At 62.8% G+C, this 16,689-nt stretch carries 14 protein-coding genes; 3 read left to right on the top strand and 11 right to left on the bottom strand.

What is annotated here, in order from left to right; all coding sequences use genetic code 11:
- Positions 1-23: 23 nt before the first annotated feature.
- From INT29_RS15650 to INT29_RS15640, 3 genes are read right to left on the bottom strand one after another with little or no spacing between them, the layout of a single operon-like run.
- Positions 24-1,730 (bottom strand): amidohydrolase, encoded by a 1,707-nt coding sequence (locus INT29_RS15650; RefSeq protein ID WP_193072290.1) that lies wholly within the window; start codon positions 1,728-1,730, stop codon positions 24-26.
- Positions 1,723-3,147, bottom strand: coding sequence for a diaminopimelate decarboxylase (gene lysA / locus INT29_RS15645; protein ID WP_226842085.1), 1,425 nt, complete (start codon positions 3,145-3,147; stop codon positions 1,723-1,725). Before lysA ends, INT29_RS15650 begins: the two co-directional genes overlap by 8 nt.
- Before the next feature lie 43 nt (positions 3,148-3,190).
- On the bottom strand, positions 3,191-4,123 hold the full coding sequence (locus tag INT29_RS15640) for a universal stress protein (RefSeq protein WP_101572646.1): 933 nt from the start codon (positions 4,121-4,123) through the stop codon (positions 3,191-3,193).
- Between the two features lie 63 nt (positions 4,124-4,186).
- On the opposite strand from INT29_RS15640, the gene INT29_RS15635 reads away from it, so the two are divergent.
- A complete protein-coding gene (locus INT29_RS15635; RefSeq protein WP_193072288.1) occupies positions 4,187-5,104 on the top strand; it encodes a LysR family transcriptional regulator in 918 nt (305 codons plus the stop codon).
- Between the two features lie 55 nt (positions 5,105-5,159).
- Here INT29_RS15635 and INT29_RS15630 read toward each other — a convergent pair whose 3' ends face one another.
- From INT29_RS15630 to INT29_RS15605, 6 genes are all read right to left on the bottom strand, one after another.
- A complete protein-coding gene (locus INT29_RS15630; protein WP_226842083.1) occupies positions 5,160-5,462 on the bottom strand; it encodes a helix-turn-helix domain-containing protein in 303 nt (100 codons plus the stop codon).
- 21 nt (positions 5,463-5,483) lie between these two features.
- Positions 5,484-6,401 (bottom strand): nucleotidyl transferase AbiEii/AbiGii toxin family protein, encoded by a 918-nt coding sequence (locus tag INT29_RS15625; protein WP_226842081.1) that lies wholly within the window; start codon positions 6,399-6,401, stop codon positions 5,484-5,486.
- Positions 6,398-6,937 (bottom strand): type IV toxin-antitoxin system AbiEi family antitoxin domain-containing protein, encoded by a 540-nt coding sequence (locus tag INT29_RS15620; protein ID WP_193072286.1) that lies wholly within the window; start codon positions 6,935-6,937, stop codon positions 6,398-6,400. Before INT29_RS15620 ends, INT29_RS15625 begins: the two co-directional genes overlap by 4 nt.
- A 115-nt stretch (positions 6,938-7,052) precedes the next feature.
- A complete protein-coding gene (locus INT29_RS15615) occupies positions 7,053-7,763 on the bottom strand; it encodes a response regulator (protein WP_193072285.1) in 711 nt (236 codons plus the stop codon).
- Positions 7,750-9,459, bottom strand: coding sequence for a sensor histidine kinase (locus INT29_RS15610; protein ID WP_193072284.1), 1,710 nt, complete (start codon positions 9,457-9,459; stop codon positions 7,750-7,752). Before INT29_RS15610 ends, INT29_RS15615 begins: the two co-directional genes overlap by 14 nt.
- 43 nt (positions 9,460-9,502) lie before the next feature.
- Positions 9,503-10,069, bottom strand: coding sequence for a hypothetical protein (locus INT29_RS15605; RefSeq protein WP_308298064.1), 567 nt, complete (start codon positions 10,067-10,069; stop codon positions 9,503-9,505).
- A 53-nt stretch (positions 10,070-10,122) separates the two neighbouring features.
- Between INT29_RS15605 and INT29_RS15600 the strand changes: the two genes are divergently transcribed.
- Entirely contained in the window at positions 10,123-11,505 is a 1,383-nt protein-coding gene (locus INT29_RS15600; protein WP_101572630.1) for a cation:dicarboxylate symporter family transporter, read from the top strand.
- A 133-nt stretch (positions 11,506-11,638) separates the two neighbouring features.
- The gene (locus tag INT29_RS15595; protein ID WP_193072283.1) at positions 11,639-12,847 is read left to right on the top strand and encodes a YbfB/YjiJ family MFS transporter; all 1,209 of its coding nucleotides are present in this window, start codon (positions 11,639-11,641) and stop codon (positions 12,845-12,847) included.
- 21 nt (positions 12,848-12,868) lie between these two features.
- Here the strand turns inward: INT29_RS15595 and INT29_RS15590 are convergent, their stop codons facing one another.
- Positions 12,869-14,080 (bottom strand): hypothetical protein, encoded by a 1,212-nt coding sequence (locus tag INT29_RS15590; protein ID WP_193072282.1) that lies wholly within the window; start codon positions 14,078-14,080, stop codon positions 12,869-12,871.
- Positions 14,081-14,701: 621 nt separating this feature from the next.
- Positions 14,702-16,465 (bottom strand): CDP-glycerol glycerophosphotransferase family protein, encoded by a 1,764-nt coding sequence (locus INT29_RS15585; protein WP_193072281.1) that lies wholly within the window; start codon positions 16,463-16,465, stop codon positions 14,702-14,704.
- Positions 16,466-16,689 lie beyond the last annotated feature (224 nt).

Below are 16,689 nucleotides of genomic sequence, written 5' to 3'. Positions count from 1 at the left end.
TCGTCGTTCAACACAAAATAACACTATTGATGCCCGTGACCCGCACAGCTGCGATCGGGGTTGAGGGTCTTCGCCGCGATGTCGACGCGGTTGAGACCCTGTTCGCCCTGCTCGCCACCGGTGGCGCCCGTGTCGTGGACGATCTGTCCGCCGACGATGGTGAGATCGGCGCGCTGTTCGAGCAGCGCCGACGGGTCGAGCCGGTAGAGATCGGCCGACCAGGCGACAAGGTCGGCGACGGCGCCAGGTCGGATGACGCCGAGGCGGTCCTCGGCATGCCAGACCCATGCGCCCTCTCGCGTGTAGCCGAAGAGCGCCTGGTCGAGGGTGATGATCTCATCGGGCGTCCACGAACTGGATCCATCGAGGCCGGCGCGGGTCAGTGCGGAGTAGATGCCGACCAACGGGTCCATCTCCCCCACCTGCCAGTCGCTGGACAGGGCCACATGCGCCCCGCTGTCCATGAGTGATTTCACGCGCCAGGCGCGGTCCCAGCGCTGCTGGCCCACGTTGTCCATCCACGTGCCCTCGATGAGGTCCGGGGAGGCGTGGCGAGGCTGCATTGCGGCCGTGATGCCGAGATCGGCGAACCGCGGCAGATCGGCCGGGTCGAGGCATTCGACGTGGACGATCCCGTGCCGGCGGTCACGAGTGCCGTTGGTCGCCTGTGCCGCGTCGATGGCATCCAAGGCCAGCCGGACTCCCCCGTCACCAGTGGCGTGGGTGTGGGTCTGGAAGCCGAGCCGGTCGAGTTCAGTGACGATCTTCGTCAGTTCTCCGATCGGGGCGGAGGGGTGCCCGCGGTGGCCGGGACGGTTGGCGTAGTCGGCGAGCATCCAGGCCGTATGCGGTTCGATGACGTCATCGGCATAGAGTTTGATCGGCCCGAATTGCAGCCGGTCGCTGCGCGGGGCGTCATCGACGGCCGTGCGCAGCTCCTGCCGGAACTCGGGTGCGGAGTCGACAGGGTGGAACAGGGCGGCGATGACGCGGGAGGACAGCCGGTCTTCGCGCAGGGCACGTTCGAACAGGCCGATCTCGGCCACGGGCACCTGCGGTTCGACGACGGTGGTGATGCCCGAGCGGGTGGCCATATCGAGACTGCCGAGGATCTTCTTGTAGCGGCGCTCAGGCGAGTACATCGGGATATCACGCTGAAGAGCGGCCAGACCTGCGCTCGTCATCGCCGAGGTGTAGAAGTCGGTGACCCAGCCCGTGGCCCGTCCCGAGGAGTCGCGTTCGGCCCGCCCCCAGGCGATGTCCGCACCATCGTGGATGCCGAGGATGGTCAGGGCCGCGTCGTTGAGCCACACGGAGTGCTGGTCGTAGGTGGTGACGAAGATGGGACGGTCGGTCAGTCCGGCCAAGTCATCGGCGTTGGGGCGGCGGTCGTCGACGATCGAGTAGACGGCGTTCTCCGCACACACCCAATCGAGGTCGGGGCGTTCGGCGGCGAGGCGGCTGATGCGCGAACGCACCTCGGCCAGGGTCTCCGCCCCTTCGAGGCTGACGGCATCGGAGTCGAAGCCGAGCAGCAGGTGGTTGTGGCTGTCGATGATGCCGGGGGTGAGGAGGTTCCCGCCGAGGCGGCGGGTCTCCTTCGCTGCGGGAGCGTCCGCGGCAGCCCCGACGTAGGCGATGCGTCCGCCGGTGATTCCGACGGCTTCGGCCCAGGGCCGATTCGGGTCGAAGGTGCGCACGCGGGCGTCGGTGAGCAGCAGATCAAGCATGGGGATTGTCCTCCTTCGGCAGCGATGCTGCCGTGTTCGCAGCTGTCGGGTTCGCAGCTGTCCTGGTCTCGAGTATCGGTTCGTGCAGGGCGAGCAGATCTTCATAGCTCTCGCGCCGCACGACCAAGCGGGAATGGCCCTCGGAGACGAAGACGACAGCCGGTCTGAGCGCGCCGTTGTAGTTGTTCGCCATCGTGTACCCGTAGGCGCCGGTCGTGGCCAGAACGAGGACATCGCCGACTTCGGCAGCTGGCAGCGGTGCCTGATCGACGAGGAGGTCACCGGATTCGCACTGTCGGCCGACGATCTGGACGGTCTCGGTCCAGGCATCGGTGGCTCGATTGGCGAGGATCGCTTCGAAACGCTGACCGGTCAGCGCAACGTCGAGCTGGTCGGCGAGTCCCCCGTCGACGGCGACGAAGGTCCTACCGGTGCGCTTGACGGTAATGACCTCGTAGACGGTGACACCGGCGCGAGCGACGATCGAGCGACCGGGCTCGATGAGCAGCCGGGCCGCAGGCGGCAGGTGCTGGCGAGCAGCGGTGACGATGGCGTCGAGGTACTCATCGATACCGGGGTCCTCGTCTTCGTAGGTGTACCTGACGCCGAGTCCACCACCGACATCGTAGGTGGGGAACGTCCCGGCAGTGGAGATCTTCTCGACGGCCTCGGCGAACTGCGTGGTGTCGAGTATCTGCGAGCCGATGTGCAGATGCACTCCCTCGAAGTCCATGAGCGGATGAGAGCGCATGCGCTCGATGGCGGCGAGCGCCTGGTCCATGGGCAGGCCGAACTTCGAATCGAGTCCGCCGGTCGCTTGGGAGGCGTGGGTCTTCGCATCAACGCCGGGGATGACGCGCAGAAGGAGCTTCTGCGGGGTCGTGAGGAGCCGGTCGAGCCGGTCGAGTTCGTCCTCGTTGTCGACGATGATCGTGTCGATGCCCGCTTGCAGGGCCATCGTCAGTTCGGCATCGGTCTTCGCATTGCCGTGGAAGTGGATTCTTTCCGGAGCGACTCCGGCGGCAAGCGCCATCCGCAGCTCTCCCCCGCCTGCGACGTCGATGTTCGCTCCCTCCTCGTAGGCCAACCGGTACATCCCCACGGCGGGGAAAGACTTCGACGCGAAGAGGACCTGGGAGTTCGGCCACCGGGCCGCAAGACCGCCGACGAAGGCGCGGATCCGTCGGCGCAGTCCTGCTTCGTCATAGACGTAGAGGGGCGTCCCGTACCGTTCGGCGAGTTCTGTGACCGGCACGCCACCGATCTCGAGTACTCCCTCGGCATCGACCCCGGAGTTCTGCGGCAGCACCGACCACAGCTCGCCCAGGCGGGTGCCATCCGGTGCCGGCCGAGCTGCAGTGGGCCCGGTCCCGCATGCGGCGGCAGCTTCATCCACCTGGTTCGAAGGGGCCTTCATAGTGTGCATAGTTGTGTTTTCTCCTGTCATCGGCGGATCCGCTTCACCGTGCGGAATCGGCAGCGGCGGCGTAGGTCTCACCGGCGCGGTGTGGGACGAGCACAACCGGCACCGGAGCATTCTTGAGGATCTTCGCCGCACGTGAGCCGAGCGACAGGCGCGTCAGCGCACCGAGTGTGCGAGATCCGATCATGAGGACCTCCCCGGGAACCCACGCCACGTCCGCCACCGCTTCGTCCCAGGTCTCGCCGGAACCGATGACCGCTTCGGTGCGGGTAGGCGTGGGCTCCCGCTCCGAGATCTCGGTGATGAGTTTCTGTGTCCGCTGCTGGATCTCGGCTTCCCACTGTTCGACGATCTCATCCTCGATGTCTGCTCCCAGACCCGCCTCGAGGCCCGTCGTCGCCCTGCCCTGTCGGGGCGTGAAAGCGACGATGCGCAGCTGGGTTCCCGCCGCGGAGGCAACCGTCGCGGCTCCGAGGACAAGTCGAGCAGAGGTGCCAGTGCCGTTGAAGGCGGCGCTGATTCGAGTGATCCGCTCCGAATCGGCGGCGTCGAAGCCTCGTGGTGCCAGCGCCACCGGCAGCGTGGCGCTGTGGAGCAGGCCGGTCGAGACTCCACCGAGACGGATACGGCCGACAGGCGCATCCTCGGAGGAGCCGAGGACGAGACGATGGGCGCCGATCTCGCGGCAGACCCTCCGGAGCCCGCTGCGCGGGGAATGGGCCTCGCGGCTGAGCTGCTCGACAGCGATCCCGTCGGGGACCATGGTCGCCGCCGCTTCGAGACAACGGGCGGTCTCGCTCTCTCGATAGCGGCGATACTCGGCATCCACTCCGCTGCCGCCGGAGCCCCAGGGTCTGGAGATGATCGACACGAGGACGAGCCTGCGTCCGTAGGAGCGGGCCATGAGCGCCCCGAGCCGGACGGGCGGTCGGGGATCGCGGCCGGGGACGACGCCGACGACGATGCTCATCGGATCGGCTCCCCCACCTCGGCGGCGGCGAGCTCCCGGGCAAGGACCGAATTCTTCCGTCCGGTGAAGAAATACCAGACGAGCACGAGAGCGGTCCAGATGATGAAGATGGCCTGGAGCCAGCCTTCGGTCGACTACCATCTGCGCAATCTCGATCGCCTCTGCGGCACCCCCCTCGTCAAGCGTTCGACGCGTGGTTCGTCACTGACAGCGGCCGGTGAGATCATGCTCGATCGGGCGCAGCGGATCCTCACCCTCTCCCAGCGTGCCCTGCACGATGTGCAGGCGCATGCGCAGAGCGGTTTGACGCGGATGAAGTTCGGCACCTTCCCCACGGCCGCCTCGGCGCTGCTTCCTTCAATCGTCAAGAAGTCGAAGCTCGCCGGTCTGCACATCGACAGCACGCTCGAGGAGATCTACCAGCTCGTCGCGCATGTCAACCAGCACGAGTACGACGCTGTGCTGCTCTATTCGGTGCCCGGCTACGATCTGCCCTTCACGCCGACAGTGACCACGACAGAGGTGTTCCGTGAACCGATGCAGCTGGCGCTGCCGGCTTCCCACCCTCTGGCGCGCCGGGAGTCGATCGACATGGAGACCCTGGTCGGGCTGCAGGACGAGAACTGGCTGCTCGGCGCGACCCGGGACGATCCCATCGACACGGTCGTCGTCGATGCATTCAAGGCGGCCGGTCATCAGCTCGAGGTCAAGTTCCGCACCGACGACTACTCGGTGATGCTGGGCATGATCGCCGCGGAGATGGTTGTCGGTCTCGTCCCGCTGCTGGCTTCGATGGGCCCCCGCCCGGGAGTGGCGCTGTTGCCCATCGACGATCCGGCCTTCTCCCGATCCCTTCTGCTGGCCACCCCGCACAGCCCGAAGGGCTCCGAGCTCGCGGCGAACACACGCAAGCTTTCCGACATCATCACTGACTGCACCAGCTTGATCGGCGATAGCTCGGTCCACCGATCTGGACGGTAGTCCTTGTGATAGCCGAAGGAAGCTTCAGCCGGTCACGAGCTGAGGGGCCTCAACCTCAAACCCACCGATACTCATACTCCGGGCGCCCTGGAGTCCCATGCCGTGGCTGCTTGACCGCCTGTTTGGTCTTCACCAGATGCTCCAGATACCGGCGCACCGTCACGCGTGAGAGATCCAATGCCGTCGCGACCTCGGTGGCCGAAACAGCAGAGTCAGCATCCCGCACGACACCAGAGATCGCAGCCAGCGTCTCCTCGATCAGGCCCTTCGGCAGCCGTTCCGAGGACACCGAGCGCAATGCGCTGAGTACACGTGACGGCAGATGCCGAGGCAGCAAGGCCGGAAGGCGAGCAGGCAATCACCGCCTATAATCGGGCCTTCACGTTACTGCGGCTGCATCGATGGACGTGATCATCTGCTTAAGCCACTCTCGCGCCGAATCGATATCTGCCAGCACCAGTGTGTCTCCATCGATCTCAGTCTCTTCGCGGGAGAGTTTATATGCGGGCTCCCAATCGTCCATAGGTCGCAACGGCAGCGGGGGCCACTCCTGCGCGCGACGGAAGTTAAATGTGCGCACACAGAATTCTCGCACGGAGTCCAGCTCAGGCTCAGCGGCCCAAAGCAGCTGCAGATCCACCAGGTCATGGGCGCGGGAGTAGTCGGGATCCGTCAACGCGTGGATCTTCTGCGCAATCTGGTACTCCAGGTCGATCAGCTCGACTGGCTGTAGCGCTCCGAAGCCAAATCGACTACTCAGCTCAATGAGCTCGCCGTCGATCTGGCGACGAGTATGAGCATGCGGCTCGATCTCAGGATCAGACACCTCCAGATCGAGACCGCCCCATTCCCTACCAAGAAATGACAATGTGACCCGGTAGGGGTGCATCACGTACTGGGGCTGAGCAAGCCCGGGGTCGTGCAGCAACCGAGGCTTCAAGTCCGCAGTAAACGCCACGCGATCCGGCGCGTCAGGATCTTTTTTGCGTGCACCCTTGGTCGCGGGCACCGTGCCCCAGCCCGAGTTCAGACTTGCCCGGAGTGTCTCTTCAAGCTCTTCACCCCGCCGTAGCGTGGAGACGTCAAGATCGGCTGTGGCTCGTGTCCCACTCTCCCCCATGCGCAGCTTTACGCCCATGCCACCCTTGATGGCGACGGCGTCAGGCAGCATTTGGGACACGATGAGCGTGCAGAGCATTCTACGCACGCGAATCGCAGGCACCCTAAGGCCTCGAGCAGCCTCTTCCACCCGGGTGTTCAACTGCGCCAAGTTCAGAGGCGGTGCCGCGGTGTTCATGCAGCGCCCCGTTGACCTGTCAGATTCGCGACGTCGTGGTTGTCGATCAACTCGCGCTGACGTGCCTGTTCGACCAGCGTTTTCCACCGCTCCGATGGCATCCTGTCATGCACGTCGACGAGAGCGCGACGAACAGTGGTCGTGGGGATGCCTTCGTAATGTGTCAGGTCCTCGTCGGGGACATCCATCCGCGTCTCGAGGTCAACCCACTCGGGAAGGGTCCTGCGCACTCGGCGACGGGTCGCCACCCGGATGCGGTGCGGATTGAACTGTCCCAGGCCAAGCAGATCGAGCACAGTCTCCCGCTCAAGGAATGCCCCGTCACCGGCCAGCACCGTCGCCGCCGCCGGCTCGGTCAGGTCTGTGGTGGGCACACTACGGTGGATGTACACGCCATTGCCATACGCCTGCAGTGCGCCGCGGTGGGCAAGTTTGCGCACCTCGACGGCGGGCACCCCCGCGTCCTCAGCCTCGGTGATCGTGACGACACCGTGCTGTTCTGCTGCGATCTCCCACAGATCGTGTCGGTAGCCCATGACTCCGCCTCTCCCCTTATGTCAAAAGCGTACCAGCTTCGGTACGGTTTTGACAGTCTCGGCAGATCGAGGCGTCGTGAACAACTGCTTCGGCGCACTCAGAGGGGCCTCAACCTCAAACCCACCGATACTCATACTCCGGGCGCCCTGGAGTCCCATGCCGCGGCTGCTTGACCGCCTGTTTGGTCTTCACCAGATGCTCCAGATACCGGCGCACCGTCACGCGTGAGAGATCCAATGCCGTCGCGACCTCGGTGGCCGAAACAGCAGAGTCAGCATCCCGCACGACACCAGAGATCGCAGCCAGCGTCTCCTCGATGAGCCCCTTCGGCAATCGGTCCGGTGACACGGAACGCAGCGCGCTCAGGGCATTGTCGACCGACGCCTGAGTCGCCAACGAGCCCGAACCTCCATCGCCGAGGTTGAGCCGGAACGCCCGCTGGTTCTCCAGCTTCTCGCGGAAGGCGGCGAAGGTGAAGGGTTTGATGAGGTACTGCGTGATCCCGGTGGAGATTGCGGACCTGATGATCTGCAGGTGGCGCACTGCGGTGATCGCGATGATGTCAGCCCCGTGACCGCGCGTGTTCATGCGCTTGGCCACGTCGAGACCGTGGGAGTCCGTGAGATTCATGTCGAGAAGCACGATGTCGACCGGGGTACCCTCGGCCGCCAGGCCATCGTAGCGGGCGAGCGCCTCGTGTCCGCTGAGGCAGATGGCCGCGACGGTGAAGCCGGGGACCTTGCGGACATAGTCCCCGTGGGCCTCGGCGGTCATCGGATCGTCTTCGACGATGAGCACCCGCAGCTCGGCATCATTGCCGGTCATCCTCACCCTCCCTTCCATGTCCGGAGTCGTCTTCTGCAGTGAAATCGCCACCCTCGCCGAGGTTGTCCTCAGTCAGTGGCAACGTCACCGTGAAGATCGCGCCGCCATCCGATTCGACGTCGAGTTCCCCACCGAGTCTAGTCACGGCCTGGCGCACGAGGACCAGTCCGAATCCGCGTCCACCCGAATGCGGCGGTGCTGCCTTGCCTGAGGCGCCGAGGTGGAAGATCGCATCGATCTCAGGCTCATCGATGCCCGGACCGGAGTCTGCGATCGTGATGATGAGCTCTGCGTCGGCGGCAACGAAGTCGGCCCATACGTGCCGCTCTTCGGATTCGGCCGCGGCATCGAAGGCGTTGTCAAGGAGGTTTCCGGCCACAGTGACGAGGTCACGGGCATCAAGGCTGCCCGCCGGCAGCTCACCCGTGGCCGTGACCGTGAGCTCGATCCCGCGTTCATTGGCCTGCGCGGCTTTTCCGATCATGAGAGCCGTGATGAAGGGTTCGTCGAGGGAACCGACGAACGAATCGGTCAGTCGTTGCGACTCCTGCTGATCGCGGACGGCGAAGTCCAGGGCTTCCCGCGAGCGTCCCAGCTCGATGAGCGTCGCCACCGTGTGCAGTCGGTTGGCATGCTCATGGGTCTGAGCCCGCAGGGCCTCGGTCAGCGTCGTCATCGTCTCGAGCTCACCGGTGAGCTCCTGAATATCGGTGCGATCACGCAGAGTCGCCACGGTGCCACCACCTTGGTCCTCGTCCCTGCCGCCCACCGGTTGGCTCGCCTGCTTCTGGTTGACCACGAGGACACGGTCACGGGTCAGATGGATCTCATCGACGGCATCCCGACCGGATGAGAACAGGGATGACACGGACGAGGGCAGGGCCACCTCGGCGAGGGGAATGGGATCGCGGTCATCGGGCTCGGGCAGACCCAGCAGCTCAGCGGCCTCATCGTTGTAGAGCACCAGCTGCCCATCACCGTTCACGAGGACGAGGCCTTCGCGCAGCGAATGCAAGGCGGAATCGTAGAACGCGAACAGGGACTTGAGCTGCTCGGGACCGTAGCCGAGGGTGACTCGGCGCAGGTAGCGGCTGAGCACCCAGGACCCGAGCCCGCCCAACGCGATTGCGGCGAGGCCGACGATGATGATCTGCGGGAGTGCGGCAGCCCGTGCCACCGACAGGGTCTTCAGCGTCACCCCGACCGCGACCATGGCTGTGACCTCGCCGGATGAGTCGGTGATCGGCACGATGGCCCGCACCGACTCCCCCAGCGTCCCCTCGTATTCCTCGACCTGGCTCTCACCGGCCAGGGCCTTGTCGATGCTGCCGATATAGTCCTTGCCCAGCTGCTGAGCATCCGGGTGCGTGTACCGGGTGCGGTCGCGGTCCATGATCGTCACGAAGTCGACCTCGGCGGTGTCGATGACGGTCAGCGCATAGGGCTGCAGCTTCGCCGAGGCGTCCGAGCCTTCCACCGATGAGATGACGAAGGGGTCATGGGCCAGGGTCTCGGCGATGGAGAGCACCCGCTCCGAGGTTGCCTGCCGGGCCGAGGCCAACGTCGTGACGTAGCTGGTGATGGACAGGGCGGTGCAGACGATGACGATGAGCGCCAGCTGCATGAGGAAGAGCCGCCGGGCCAAGGTGCCGCTGCGCCGCCGGTGCCGGGGACGGAGCCGCGTCCCGGGAGCCATCACTATCCAACTGTCCCTTCGTCGATGACGAGATCGTCGACGATTACTTCTTGGACTTCTTCTTTTTCTTCTTCGATCCGCTGGCAAGCATCAGTGAGACACCGATGGCAGCCAGCCAGGTGTCCTTGGCCACGGCGGTACCGTCCTCGGAAGGGCGGATGCCGTCGTCCTTGGTCATGGAGTCAATGGAGAAGTAGTTCGCGACGAGACCGGCGGAGAACGTGGTCAGCGCGGCTCCGGCGATGCGGGTGGGAACGAAGGGCAGCAGCAGTGCGGCACCGACGGCGATCTCACCGTAGGACAGGAACTTCCCGAACTGGGCGGGGGTCATGTTCTCGACCATGGGGACACCGTTGGCGGCCATCTGCTGCAGGCCACCCGCCGTGGTTTCGTCCATGCCGAGCTTGCCGATGCCGGAGTTCAGAATGAACGCACCCGGGATGGCGCGCAGAAGTGCTGTATCGAGTTTCATGAGCTGTCCCTTCATATCGTCATGGCTCGCGGCCACCTGATCGTGACCGACAAACCCCAGACTAGCCGACCTGCCGACTGTGTCCATGAACACTATGAACGCAACCGAGACAGCCGTCACAGTCTCTGGAATGCTCATTGAGAAATTCTTCGCGACCAGACGTCGCGAGCACACTCTCTCAAGGAGGAGACATGGCAGCGTTGCCAAAAGACATTGGAACCGGGGATATCGGCGGAACGCCGGCACCCCGCAAGAAGGACCGCACCCACTGGCTCTACATCATGGTCATCATCGCCGTCTTCGTCGGCGCGGCCATCGGGCTCATCGCCCCTGATGCCGGCATCGCCCTCGAACCCTTGGGCACCGCCTTCGTGGCACTGATCAAGATGATCATCGCACCGATCATCTTCTGCACGATCGTCCTCGGCGTCGGCTCGGTGGCAAAGGCGGCCACCGTCGGCAAGGTCGGCGGAATCGCGCTGATCTACTTCCTCATCATGGCGACATTCGCCCTGATCATCGGACTCCTCGTCGGCAACCTCATCCACCCCGGCGAGGGCCTGCACCTCAAGCCCTATGAAGCGGCCGGCGGCGGTGACGATGACGGCGGCATGGTCGGCTTCCTGATGAGCCTCATCCCGGGCGACATCCCGGTCCTGCCGACCTTGGTTCTCGCGCTCCTCGTCGGTTTCGCCCTGCAGTCGATGGGCAAGGCCGGTCAGCCCGTCCTCACCGGCATCCGCCACATCCAGGCCGTGGTCTTCAAGCTCATGATGATGATCATGTGGGCCGCCCCTGTCGGTGCCTTCGGTGCCATCGCTGCCGTCGTCGGCAAGACCGGGTGGGCTGCGATCGGGTCGATGGCCATCCTCATGGGTGCCTTCTACCTCACCTGTGCGCTGTTCATCAGCGTCGTCCTCGGCACCATGCTCAAGGTCGTCACCGGGCTCAACATCTTCCTGCTGCTCAAATACCTGGCCCGTGAGTTCCTGCTCATCTTCTCCACCTCATCCTCGGAGTCGGCACTGCCGCGTCTGATCGCGAAGATGGAGCACGCCGGGGTCTCGAAGCCGGTCGTCGGCATCACCGTGCCCACCGGCTATTCGTTCAACCTCGACGGCACCGCGATCTATCTGACCATGGCGTCCCTGTTCGTCTCCACGGCGATGGGCATGCCGATGAGCCTGCCCGAGCAGATCTCACTGCTGGTGTTCATGATCATCGCGTCGAAGGGTGCTGCCGGAGTCTCCGGTGCGGGCCTGGCGACCCTGGCCGCCGGCCTGCAGTCACACCGCCCCGAGCTCCTCGACGGCATGGGCGTCATCGTCGGCATCGACAAGTTCATGTCCGAGTGCCGCGCCCTGACGAACTTCACCGGCAACGCCGTGGCCACCCTGCTCATCGGCAAGTGGACGCATGAGATCGACCTCGACCAGGCTCGAGCAGCACTGAACGGCTCCAGCCCCTTCGACGAGCTTTCGCTTGAACCCGATGCCCACGGAGCGCCGGCACCCGGTGCCTGGGACGAGAGCGGCGAGCCCGACGAGAAGGAACGCGTCGCCGTCAGCGCCTGATCCTCACCTGAGCAAGGCCATCCACAACGCGGGTGCCGCCACTCCCTCATCGCGGGAGTCTCGGCACCCGCGTTGTTTCATATCCGCCCCCGCCGAGGCGGTCGCCGCGTTTTCATGACATCGTTTCCTATTGATGACGTCACAGACAGGAGGCAGGGCAGTGGGCTTCACCGCCGACAACCCCGTTAACCCCACCGCCATCCGTGGCACCCTCGGACTGGCTCTGGCCATGGGGATGGGTCGGTTCTTCTATACACCCGTCCTCCCGCTCATGGTCGCCGCCCTGCACTGGAGCTCAGCTCCAGGTGCGTGGATCGCCACGCTCAACTACGTGGGATACTTCATCGGCTCCCTGGTCATCGCCCGCGGCTGGGTTGAGCCCACCCGAGGCGTCTACCGCTTAAGCCTCATCGTCTCCACCCTGTGCCTGGCCGCCATCCCCCTGACGTCGAATCTGGTCTGGCAGGGATCGGTGCGTACGCTGGCTGGAATCGCCTCGGGTCTGATCTTCGTCTGCATCACCCAGCGCATTCCGTTCGTGGCCCGCAGACCGGTCGATTCCGGCCTCGTCTATGCGGGAATCGGCACCGGCATCCTCATCTCCGGAGTCATCGTCCTCACCGCAGGCAGTCTCGTCGATTGGCGCGGACTCTGGCTGATCTGTGCGCTGCTCAGTGCCGTGTTCACCGTAATCGCATGGGCCTGGCCCATGCCGGCGCCCGGCGAAAGCAAGCCGGCCGACAAGCCCGCCGAGGTGGTCGCCGCAAACGATCGCCCCGACATCACCGCCGATCCCCCGAGGCTCCGCCGGGCCATGGCAGTTCTCACGGCAGGCTACTTCTTCCAAGGTTTCGGCTACATCATCATCGGCACCTACCTGGTGGTGCTCGCCAAGCCCGTCTTCGGTGAGACGGCCGCCGCCTCGACCTGGGTTGTCGCTGGTATCGCAACGGCGGCCTCACCGTTGATCTGGTCGAACGTCGCCGCCCGCATCGGCACCCGTCGAGGACTCGCCTTCTGCTATTGCCTGCAGGTCGGCGGGGCTGTTCTCGCCGTCTTCGGCACCAACCCGATCCTGCTCCTCATCGCTGCGGCACTGTTCGGCGGGACCTTCGTCGGGGCGGTCATGATGACCATCGGCGAAGGAACACAAATGGGGATCACCGCCGCCGCAGCGAAGCTGACGACCTGGTACAGCCTCGGACAGATCGCTGGCCCTGCCCTGATCGCCCTCGTCCTCAGCGGGACCGTCATCGGCAGCTTCATCGCCGCCGCGGTTGCTCTGCTTCTGGCCATGGTCCTGACCCTGCTCGGGTCGCTGACCGGCAATATAGAGAAATGACGCCGAGGTGGCCGTCTTGCTCTATGAGAGCAAGTGGTCACGCATTACGTGATAGCCGTGGTTGTGCAGAAGCGCGAACCACAACATCGCTGCAGCGTGGTTGGAGGCCAGTCGGAAATCAGGGTGGGTTCCAAGCAGAAGCTGTCTCACTCCGGCGTGCTCAATATCGAAGGGAAGCGAAATCAGTGCCTCGACTTCCCACGCGTCCCGTGCGATCGGGGCCGCCGTCTGAACTTCGTCCCAGGTGATATCCAGTCTGCTCAGATAGGAGAAGCACGGCTGCCATCTCTGTTGATCAAAGAAGACTCCCGTTGAAATCATCTCGGCGACACGGCCAATGTTGCGACTCGATAGCCCGATGTTGAGTTCCTCGTCCAGTCCACGAGTGATTCCTACTTTCGGATCAACCCGCCCTTCCTGGTTGAGATCCTTCGGGATCATCCCTTCGGCCACAAAATGCAGTGAACGACGGGCTGAGTCGGAAACAGAATCCGATGCGATGAAGGTCTTTCCCCTAATGCCGAACACGATGCGTGAATCCTTCGTCACTGCCACCGTTCCGCACCCCAGTTTGGCTACGGCCGGCAATGCCGAGACTTCTAAAAGCGAGGACGGACCGTGGCCCCACAGTTGCCGCAATGATGGCTGTAAAGGATCGATCTCGGGGTCAACCGGGGCGTCCAACCGACTCGACGACACCGCGAAGTCGAAATAGCGTGCTTTGGCCGGAGTGAAAGTAAATTTTGGGCGCCGTTTCCCATCCCTGTTAATCGTGGTGAGATCAACGTCAACAATATCGACACAGTCATCATCGAAGAATGTGAGTTTTCGTTCCTCAGCCTGCGCCTGAAGCTTTGGCAAGGTCACATCGAGCGCCCGAGCGGTCAACTCATCGGTTGCACGAGGGCTCCCCTCCGGCGCGAATTCCACGATCGTGTTCGCGTCCCAGCCTGCATCATGAGTCGCGGATGCGACGACTGCTATGCCCGGAATCTCCATCGCCCCGACACGGATCGAGGAATGCTTCCATGTCAGATCTTCAAATCGCTTGAGTAGGCGTTTCTCCTCCACCCGTCGCAGCTGTTCCCGCAGTGCAATGAACGCGATTGCGGTTGCACCGATGATCGTGGCCACGGCACCCAAGATGGCGCTGACCGCTTCGCGCCAAAACGAATCAGAGGTTGTGAGACCGAAGAGCCACCAGCACAGCACGAGCAGGATCAGTCCGACCATCAGGAATAGAAAGGGACGAAAGATCCAGGACCTCAACCGCATTCGGGCAAGCCAGGAGCGAATCGGAGTGACCGCTGCCGAATCTACCGCCCGATCAGCATCCTTCGTCAGCTGTCCGCTTCTGGCCACTATCGCACTCCTTCATGCTGGGGATCCTCTGTCTCACATTGGAGTGTCTCACAACTCGGGCTTTGACGACGTTGCCACTTCTTGTACCTATTCCACTTGAACACATCGACTTCGATTCTTTCGGGAATCTACGCGCCGAGTTCGAAGGATCCGACCACGTCCAAGGCAAGGACTGAGATATGAAGTGGAACAACAACCTGGATTCCGGTGGTGTGCTCGTCAGTGGCCAAGTAGCCCTGGAGTTCGACCTCTCACCGATCAAGAAGGGTAGCGAGGAGCCCGCAGCCGCATAGCCGGAGGCCTTCAACGTGGAGAACTCCGACTCATCACCGGATCCAGATGCCCGGGAGTTTCCCGACCACCGGATATTAAGCCGTCCGAGTTAGCTGGCTCCGCCATAGGTGGGAAGTTCGCCCTGGGGAAATGACCCCGCGATCAATTCGTGGATTGGCCCCTCCGCCTGGTCGTACCAAGGACCGAGCTATTCATCGGTCAGTTGAGGTACTGGATCTGAGGCGCCTGTGGCGTCGGACGATGGTCGCCGACAGCCACTGGACGATCGAGGCTTTCAATCATCTCGGTGACAGCGCTGCAAGCTCTCCCAGGCTTGATGAACGTCCGTTCGATCCTTTCGAGGTATTCGGGTGCGGGATCGACACCACCCTCGAGCGTCGCGCGCAGGGCATCCAGCACGCCTCCCAGCTCTTCAGCCACCGGGCCGAACCCGTCATTTTTATAAGAGAAATAACCGGGCCTAGTTAAATGGCCCCCGCCAAAGACACGATCGCGATCGAACTGATAATAGACGACCGGACGGTGGACTACAGCAGCGTCGAAGGCGATCGACGAGTAGTCGGTGACGACTACCGCCGATCGGGCAATCACATCTTGAACGTTGACATCTGCGTATGTGACGACTTCAACATGCACGGGCAGAGTGATCTCAGGGAGATAGCCTTCGAGGTTTGGATGCGGCATGAATGTGATCGTGCATCCGTGTTCCTGGGCCGTTTCTTTGAGTTCGTCAGATTGGAGAAATTCGAGCCATCGGTGGAGGAATTCGGATCCGAAGAACTCGGGGTTTAGGTCTCGTCTATTGCTTTGCCCGACCGCTTTACCAGCTAAGAACTGCCGCCATGTCGGCATAAATGTAATAGATCTACGCCTGCCCGCACCGCAACCGGCTGCATTCTTCGCCAGAACATCGTAGCGAGGCATACCTGTCAGTGCGACCTCTTTGGAACTGAGAATATAGGGGGAGTTGTCCCCCGCGATAGAGGCATATTCGTCAACGGTCGACGCCACCATTCCCGCAATGTCTTTGCTGTTGAGCCAACGCGATATGTCATCTTTGGTCACGCCATGCTGCAGAAAAACAAATCTCCATCGTAGCTTTTCACCGTTTGAGAGCACAAAAGGATTGGAAACATACCGATCAGCGTGGGACGACACCAAGAATCGAGCGTTGAGGCATAAGGCTCTCCACAAAGTCGATCCATACGGGATCAATCGTTTGAACCCTTCGGCTCGCAGACGCTTCCAACCGGGTGAGTCCTTCTCCACGACGAACCAGGCGTTAATGTCTCGCCGTCGTTTCCGCAGATAGCGGAACAGATGTTCGGCGTTGTCGTTGCAGTTCACATCCCGATCCATCAGTACCCAGGCTCCGGCAAAGAGCCTACGGATCGGTTCCGCACGGGCAAGTGCAGACACTGCGCGGTCGCTCCCCGTAGCCGTTTTCCTTCGCTTCTTCTGTTTGGAGAGTGGTATTCGCGAGCCTCTAAGCGATTGAACCGCGGCTGGTCGAACTGAGAACTGTTTGGGTTTTGGCCACTCAAACGTCAACGGCACCGATTGCCCATCAAGACGAATCTCCAAAGTTCCATCGACGGGTACCCAGATAATCCGCTCATGAAGGAGTGTCCTTTGCAGATAGTTAAAGCTCCGTGTCTTGCTGGCGAACGGGGCCGCGCGTTTGCCTCTGAACCGTATATCCTCGTGTGGCATGCTGCCCGTGAAGTGATAGCGGAGTTCGACAAGACGACGGGCCTCATCGAAGTGGTCGATGACTACCGAGCTCCAGCGCCATTCCTCAATATTGTAGCCGTATGCCAGCGCTTCCCACTGCGCGGTGGAGCGCTTGATTAGTGGAAACGTTTCAATCGCTTCCCGCGAGAGATGCAGACGGATTTTACCGACTAGCTCGTGGAAACGAGCGGCGGTCTCAGAGTCGATTCCAGAGGTACCCGAAGCCATAGCCTCTTCAGCCCGCAGGGTCCAAGTGATTTCGTAGATGACTGCATATTGCAACCACAGAGGAGTAATCGGCCCTGCTTGTTCAAGGAGATCAAGGCATCCGTGTTCAAGAACGACGGTGTATTTCCCGGGATCAATCGCGCTATTCTGCAGAGTTGACGAGTTATCTGGCTCTTCGTAAACGAGAGTGTAGGCCGATGAATTTCAAACAAGGCGAGTCGCTA

Origin of the sequence: Brevibacterium sp. FME37 (genome assembly GCF_014897485.1) — a bacterium.
Taxonomy (GTDB): Bacteria; Actinomycetota; Actinomycetes; order Actinomycetales; family Brevibacteriaceae; genus Brevibacterium.
Note: the sequence above shows the minus strand (reverse complement) of the source record. Positions and strands in the feature narration are given on the sequence as shown.

Bases quoted from the DNA above. Each gene is read 5' to 3' on its own strand.
- INT29_RS15650 (WP_193072290.1), bottom strand. From the start codon at position 1,730: ATGCTTGATCTGCTGCTCACCGACGCCCGCGTGCGCACCTTCGACCCG.
- INT29_RS15595 (WP_193072283.1), top strand. From the start codon at position 11,639: ATGACGTCACAGACAGGAGGCAGGGCAGTGGGCTTCACCGCCGACAAC.
- INT29_RS15605 (WP_308298064.1), bottom strand. From the start codon at position 10,069: ATGAGCATTCCAGAGACTGTGACGGCTGTCTCGGTTGCGTTCATAGTG.
- INT29_RS15600 (WP_101572630.1), top strand. From the start codon at position 10,123: ATGGCAGCGTTGCCAAAAGACATTGGAACCGGGGATATCGGCGGAACG.
- INT29_RS15640 (WP_101572646.1), bottom strand. From the start codon at position 4,123: ATGAGCATCGTCGTCGGCGTCGTCCCCGGCCGCGATCCCCGACCGCCC.
- INT29_RS15620 (WP_193072286.1), bottom strand. From the start codon at position 6,937: ATGGGCTACCGACACGATCTGTGGGAGATCGCAGCAGAACAGCACGGT.
- INT29_RS15585 (WP_193072281.1), bottom strand. From the start codon at position 16,465: ATGGCTTCGGGTACCTCTGGAATCGACTCTGAGACCGCCGCTCGTTTC.
- INT29_RS15615 (WP_193072285.1), bottom strand. From the start codon at position 7,763: ATGACCGGCAATGATGCCGAGCTGCGGGTGCTCATCGTCGAAGACGAT.
- lysA (WP_226842085.1), bottom strand. From the start codon at position 3,147: ATGAAGGCCCCTTCGAACCAGGTGGATGAAGCTGCCGCCGCATGCGGG.
- INT29_RS15590 (WP_193072282.1), bottom strand. From the start codon at position 14,080: ATGGTCGGACTGATCCTGCTCGTGCTGTGCTGGTGGCTCTTCGGTCTC.
- INT29_RS15610 (WP_193072284.1), bottom strand. From the start codon at position 9,459: ATGGCTCCCGGGACGCGGCTCCGTCCCCGGCACCGGCGGCGCAGCGGC.
- INT29_RS15625 (WP_226842081.1), bottom strand. From the start codon at position 6,401: ATGAACACCGCGGCACCGCCTCTGAACTTGGCGCAGTTGAACACCCGG.